At 39.9% G+C, this 5,784-nt stretch carries 7 protein-coding genes; 2 read left to right on the forward strand and 5 right to left on the reverse strand.

Features of this window, described 5'->3' with window-relative positions:
* Positions 1-244: 244 nt before the first annotated feature.
* From ACKI4H_RS14610 to gmk, 5 genes are all read right to left on the reverse strand, one after another.
* Positions 245-439 (reverse strand): bacterioferritin-associated ferredoxin, encoded by a 195-nt coding sequence (locus tag ACKI4H_RS14610; RefSeq protein ID WP_407306984.1) that lies wholly within the window; start codon positions 437-439, stop codon positions 245-247.
* Positions 440-603: 164 nt separating this feature from the next.
* Positions 604-987 (reverse strand): RidA family protein, encoded by a 384-nt coding sequence (locus tag ACKI4H_RS14615; protein ID WP_407306986.1) that lies wholly within the window; start codon positions 985-987, stop codon positions 604-606.
* A gap of 68 nt (positions 988-1,055) precedes the next feature.
* Positions 1,056-3,161 carry a RelA/SpoT family protein gene (locus ACKI4H_RS14620; protein WP_407306988.1) on the reverse strand — a complete coding sequence of 702 codons (2,106 nt, stop codon included), beginning with the start codon at positions 3,159-3,161 and terminating at the stop codon, positions 1,056-1,058.
* Between the two features lie 219 nt (positions 3,162-3,380).
* Complete coding sequence (rpoZ, locus tag ACKI4H_RS14625; protein ID WP_171537988.1) at positions 3,381-3,662, reverse strand: DNA-directed RNA polymerase subunit omega; 282 nt, start codon at positions 3,660-3,662, stop codon at positions 3,381-3,383.
* A gap of 76 nt (positions 3,663-3,738) precedes the next feature.
* Positions 3,739-4,362 carry a guanylate kinase gene (gene gmk / locus ACKI4H_RS14630; protein WP_407306990.1) on the reverse strand — a complete coding sequence of 208 codons (624 nt, stop codon included), beginning with the start codon at positions 4,360-4,362 and terminating at the stop codon, positions 3,739-3,741.
* A 134-nt stretch (positions 4,363-4,496) separates the two neighbouring features.
* Here gmk and ispH point away from each other — a divergent pair, with 134 nt between their 5' ends.
* Positions 4,497-5,447, forward strand: coding sequence for a 4-hydroxy-3-methylbut-2-enyl diphosphate reductase (gene ispH / locus ACKI4H_RS14635; protein ID WP_407306992.1), 951 nt, complete (start codon positions 4,497-4,499; stop codon positions 5,445-5,447).
* Positions 5,448-5,611: 164 nt separating this feature from the next.
* Positions 5,612-5,784: Tfp pilus assembly protein FimT/FimU (locus ACKI4H_RS14640; protein ID WP_407306994.1), on the forward strand; the 173-nt coding region annotated here is incomplete at its 3' end.

Here is a 5,784-nt window from a genome sequence, read left to right on the forward strand (position 1 = left end):
ATTCCATAAAAATCGGGATATAAATTCCGCACTGAACATTCTCGCGCTCGGACATGAGCGTCTAGTTGTAGGAATCCCCTTCCTTTAGGTGGGTGAAGATGTCAATGAACGGCAAATGAAAATCGGACTCAAAATGACTAAAGGTTAAATGGAAGAATAGATAAGAAAAACCCGCTTAGAGTCATAAGCGGGGGAGGAAGATGATCTCTCGACCATTAAACTTTGATTATTATGGTTATAGTATTTAAGCGGCTATCGATATACGGGCAGCAATTTCTGAGAGTTCGTCACTAATGATGGCGCGAGCTTCGGGAGCACAGCGACCACAACAGGTACCCAAATCAAGCAAGTCGCGAATTTCACGAAAGCTTTCAGCGCCATTTGCTACAGCATCTTTAATATCTTGATCGGTAATACCACGACATAAACAAACGTACATTTTCAACTAGCCACAATAGTGAAATAGGATAAGTAATATTATTGATAATTATTATCGTTTGTCAATGAAATTCATTTGAAATCTCATTCTTATTTATTGGGTTTTTGAATAAAAAAATACCACTTGATCGGTGGTATTTTAAACAATTATTTAACTATCTGATTTTATTTATTAATAATAACCACACCATCCATTTCCACTAAAGCATCTTTAGGCAGACTGGCTACACCTAACGCGGCACGTGCAGGGTAGGGTTGTGCAAAGTACTCACCCATAATCTGATTCACCAACTGGAAGTGTGAAAGATCGGTGAGGAAAATGTTCAGTTTGGCGATATCGGCTAAAGAACCACCGGCTGCTTCACAGACTGCTTTTAAATTATCAAACACACGACGAATCTGAGCTTCAATACCTTCAACCAATTCCATACTGTAAGGATCTAAGCCAATTTGACCTGAAAGATACAGTGTATTTTCAACTAAAATCGCTTGAGAATATGTACCAATTGCTGCTGGTGCATTTTCCGTATGGATTACTTGACGGGTCATTGATTTCTCCTTATATCATCTTCATACATCATAGCGTATATCAGTCAAAAAGGTTGCATATGATTGAATTAACTTGCTTTAGATGCTTCTGTAATATTAATTGGTTGGGCTAAACGGGTAATGCGCGGAAAACCAAAATGCATGCGTAAGTCACGAATGATTTGCGCAATTTGTTTGCGGTTATGCACCACAATATTCACGTAGGTTTTGCCTTCATGGTTATATACCATTTCTACGCCAGTTTTTTCTTTACGGCATTGGTAGATGAGTTCAGAAATTTGTTCATCATTCATTGCCATATCAATGCTTAAATAGGCAGTAAAGCTTATATCATCGGCATCTTCAGAGGCCCATTGCAAAGGCATAATGTTTTCTGGATGCTGATGTTGTTCGTGTAGCAGGTTGTGACAACGGGCACGATGTACAATGAGTCCACGACGCGATAAATGTCCCTGAATGGGGTCTCCAAGAACGGGATTGCAGCAATGGGCATATTTGACGTCCACACCTTCAGTCCCTTGAATCAGGCGAGTTGAGGATTGAGTTTCTAAACTCTGGTCTTGCGCAAACAGATGGTTGGCGACCAATTGGGGAAGCAAATCTCCGACCGCAACCTGTTCAAATAACTGTTCTTTAGATTCAATATGCCGCCATTGCAAGATATCAATCCAGTCTGCCTCGGTTAAGTCTTTTATCGAGCGATTAAACAGTTTCAGTGCACGATTTAGAGCTTGCTGGCCCACTAGCTGCTGCTCTTCAATATCCTGATCACGTAAAATATTTTGTAAAGCGCGACGTGCTTTTTGAGTATTAATAAAACTGAGCCAGTCAGGATTTGGAGTGGCCAAGACATCGGTAATAATCTCAATCACTTGCCCGCTAATTAGGGGTGTTGAAAGCGGCTTGGTTTCACCGTTTATTTTTGCACCTACCGCATGATTGCCTAAAAACAGACTGGCTGAATAAGCAAAATCGACTGCTGTTGCCCCTTGAGGGAGTTCATGCAAATTGCCATGCGGGGTATAAACCCAAATTTTTTCTTGATGCAAATAATCTAACAGATCGCTAAATGTTGTTTTCGCACAGGCCTCATCAATCAGTACATTAAGGTTTTGCATTGAAGCTTGAATGGCTGAACGACAGGCTTGTGGCGCATTTTCACCTAAAACCACACCAAAACGGGCCGCTTTACGCATCAGCTCTGTTTGAATGGTCAGGGATAAAGTCGTTTTTTCACCTTTTAAACGCATCATCAGCGATTGGTTGCCACCGGGAAGCGGACGGCGAATATGATCTTCGTAATGCAGAATCTGGAAATTTTCCCGTAAAATTTCTGCCAATCGGTCACAGTCAGCAATGCTTTGTAAAATAATTTCAAAAGCATGACTATGAGTCAGTTCTTGCAGATTGATATCATTTTTAACGAAGTGACGCAGTAATTCGATATTGTTATTTTTCTTTTTAATACGCCCTGAAATGTGATGCTGCTGCAGTAGTTCAGTGAGTTTTTTTTCCCAAATGCTTTGATATTCACAGCGTTTGGGTTTGGTTTGAAATAATGCTTCTTGCACGTTATTAAACATATCGAGGTCAAGATTTTGATAGCACAAATGTTCTAAATTGTCTGCCATCTCATTCATGCCGACAATACGGGCCATCGGAACAAAAATATCAAAGGTTTCCTGGGCAATACGCCGACGTTTATCTGGGCGTAATGAACCCAGTGTAGTCATATTGTGATAACGGTCTGCAAGTTTAATAATAATGACACGTGGGTCTTGTAGTGTGGCTTGCAGGATTTTACGGAAGGATGCAGCTTTATTATATTCTTTATCACTGGAATGGCTGAGTTTGGTGACACCATCGACCAGTTCTGCAACGGTACGTCCAAATTTTTCAGTGATGTCTTCTTTATTGAAGTCAGTATCTTCAATGACATCATGTAAAAGGGCAGCCATCAGGGTTTCTGCATCCAGGCGCATATGGGCAAGAATGCTACTCACCGCGATAGGGTGCAGAATATACGGTTCACCACTTTTTCGGGTGATGCCATCATGTGCAATATCGGCATAATCGCAAGCCGCAAGCACGCGCTCGACATCGCTTGCACTTAAGTAAGCGTCAATAATAATTTTGAGCTGTTGTCTGGCTTGGCTGACCTGTGGGCCTGGCATATAACACCTTTACTACTTCAGTTTTACAGTTTAAATCGCTAGCCCTTTAATGAAAAACATATTGCATGACTTGTCAAATTTTTCATTTAAAAAAAGCAAAAAAATACATCTTGAATAACGTATCTTTATACTTATGTTATAACGGTTATTGAACAAATATAAAAGTTATCCAATAAAAAAAGCCTAGTTAAAAACTAGGCTTTTTTTAGATTTTTTTTCTTATTGGAAAGAAAAGCCATCTAAATTCAAGTTGTTTGCAGAAAGTGCAAGATCAAGACTAGATGTTTGATAGTCTTGATCGCGTTGTTTCAAAATATCTTTAGATATATGACCCGCTGCAATTTCACGTAAAGCAACGACGGTTGGTTTGTCGTTATCCCACTCTACAGTTGGTTCAATGCCTTGACGTGCCAATTGACGCGCGCGTTTGCTTGCCACTAGTACAAGCTCAAAGCGGTTGTCTACATGGTCTAAACAATCTTCAACGGTTACGCGTGCCATAAGAATTCTCGTTTGAATATTAAATTTGAACAGACTGAGCAGTATAAAAGGCTTTGTCTGTAGACTCAAGTTTTAATCACAATTCAACGGGAGTAATTAATTTTTGAATCAATTCTTGCTGACGGTTAGTCTGCTGTGCCAAGCTTAAACGATTGGCAATAATCACGCATTCCAAATCATGCAGTGCTTTATTAAAGTCATCATTAATAATGACATAATCAAAGTTTGTGTATTGCTGCATATCTTCAACTGCACAACTTAAACGGTGTTCGATGACTTCAACAGAGTCTGTACCACGATTCGACAAGCGTTGACGTAAATCAAACTGGCTGGGCGGTAAAATGAAAATTTGTTTAGATTCTGGAAAAAGTTTGCGAACTTGCTGCGCACCTTGCCAATCAATTTCAAGTAAAACGTCATGACCTTTAGCCAGTTGCTGTTTTACTGTGGCTTGAGCTGTACCGTAATAATTGCCAAAAACTTCGGCATGCTCAATAAAACCGCCTTGCTCAACTAAAGCAAGAAAATCTTCTTTTTGCGAGAAATGATAATGCACACCTTCGAGTTCACCAGGGCGTTGATCACGAGTGGTATGAGAGACAGAAACGTGTAAATTATTCACACGCTCAAGTAGGGCTTTAACGAGAGATGTTTTGCCTGTTCCAGATGCAGCAGAAACGACAAACAAGAGACCCGACATGATATTTTTCCTGATATGATAAAATATCTTCTCTATTTTAGAGCAGACAGCCAGCAAACTAAATAGCTGTTCGTAAGTTGTTTGCATTTATTTCAAGTTATTCAGTTTAAAGTCAAGTGAACATTGAGGGTCTTATGGAAATTGTATTGGCCAATCCACGTGGTTTTTGTGCAGGCGTCGACCGAGCAATTGCGATCGTTAATCGGGCACTTGAATGTTTTAATCCACCGATTTATGTGCGCCATGAAGTGGTACATAACAAATTTGTGGTCGATGATTTGCGTCAGCGTGGGGCTATTTTTGTCGATGAGCTGGATGAAGTGCCTGATGATAATATTGTCATTTTTAGCGCACATGGGGTCTCTAAAGCTGTACAAATCGAGGCGGAACGTCGGGGTTTGAAAGTTTTTGATGCAACATGTCCATTGGTGACTAAAGTTCATATTGAAGTGACCAAATATGCGCGTGAAGGAACAGAAGCCATTTTGATTGGTCATGAAGGTCATCCCGAAGTTGAAGGAACCATGGGACAATATGACAAAAAAAATGGTGGTGAAATTTATTTAGTCGAAGACGAACAAGATGTTGCAGCTTTAGTCGTTCATAACCCTAAAAAAGTGGCTTTTGTTACGCAAACGACTTTATCCATTGATGATACGGCGAAAGTGATTGATGCTTTACGTACAAAATTTCCTGAAATTCAGGGGCCGCGTAAAGATGATATCTGCTATGCCACCCAGAACCGTCAAGATGCAGTACGTGATTTAGCGCTGCAGTGTGATGTGGTTTTAGTGGTAGGTTCGCCAAATTCATCCAATTCCAACCGCTTACGAGAATTGGCTGAGCGTATGGGGAAACAGGCTTATTTGGTTGATAATGCCGATCAGCTTGAGCAAAAATGGTTTAATGGAAATACCAAAATTGGCGTCACGGCAGGCGCATCGGCACCAGAAATTTTAATCAAACAAGTGATTCAACGTTTACAGGACTGGGGGGCAAAAGCACCGCAAGAACTTGCAGGACGTGAAGAAAATATTACGTTTAGTTTGCCCAAAGAGTTACGTATTTCTGTAACTCAAGCATAAAGCGTGAATGATTTAACATTCTGAAAATTTTAAAAAATTGACAGATAATTGTAATTTGGCAATTATCTGTTTTTTTATGCCTTTTGTCCTGTTATGTGTTTAATTTGTAATTAAATTGAGTAGTATCTTTAATAGGGTAAAGTTTTGTTGCCTTTGGGGGGAGTATGCAAAGAAAAGAACAGGGATTCACTTTAATTGAGCTGATGATAACGATCGCTGTGTTGGCAATTATTACAACAATGGCAGCTCCTTCTTTTAATAATTTGGTATCAGAACAAAAAATGAATAGATCGGTACGTGAATTAGTTCTTGCAATAAATCAGGCGAAATCACAAGC

This window comes from Acinetobacter sp. (assembly GCF_045628685.1).
In the GTDB taxonomy this organism is placed as follows: Bacteria; Pseudomonadota; Gammaproteobacteria; order Pseudomonadales; family Moraxellaceae; genus Acinetobacter.

What these genes read in the sequence shown, in the direction of transcription:
- ACKI4H_RS14610 (WP_407306984.1), bottom strand. Translation starts at nt 439, where the DNA reads ATGTACGTTTGTTTATGTCGTGGTATTACCGATCAAGATATTAAAGAT.
- ACKI4H_RS14615 (WP_407306986.1), bottom strand. Translation starts at nt 987, where the DNA reads ATGACCCGTCAAGTAATCCATACGGAAAATGCACCAGCAGCAATTGGT.
- ACKI4H_RS14620 (WP_407306988.1), bottom strand. Translation starts at nt 3,161, where the DNA reads ATGCCAGGCCCACAGGTCAGCCAAGCCAGACAACAGCTCAAAATTATT.
- rpoZ (WP_171537988.1), bottom strand. Translation starts at nt 3,662, where the DNA reads ATGGCACGCGTAACCGTTGAAGATTGTTTAGACCATGTAGACAACCGC.
- gmk (WP_407306990.1), bottom strand. Translation starts at nt 4,362, where the DNA reads ATGTCGGGTCTCTTGTTTGTCGTTTCTGCTGCATCTGGAACAGGCAAA.
- ispH (WP_407306992.1), top strand. Translation starts at nt 4,497, where the DNA reads ATGGAAATTGTATTGGCCAATCCACGTGGTTTTTGTGCAGGCGTCGAC.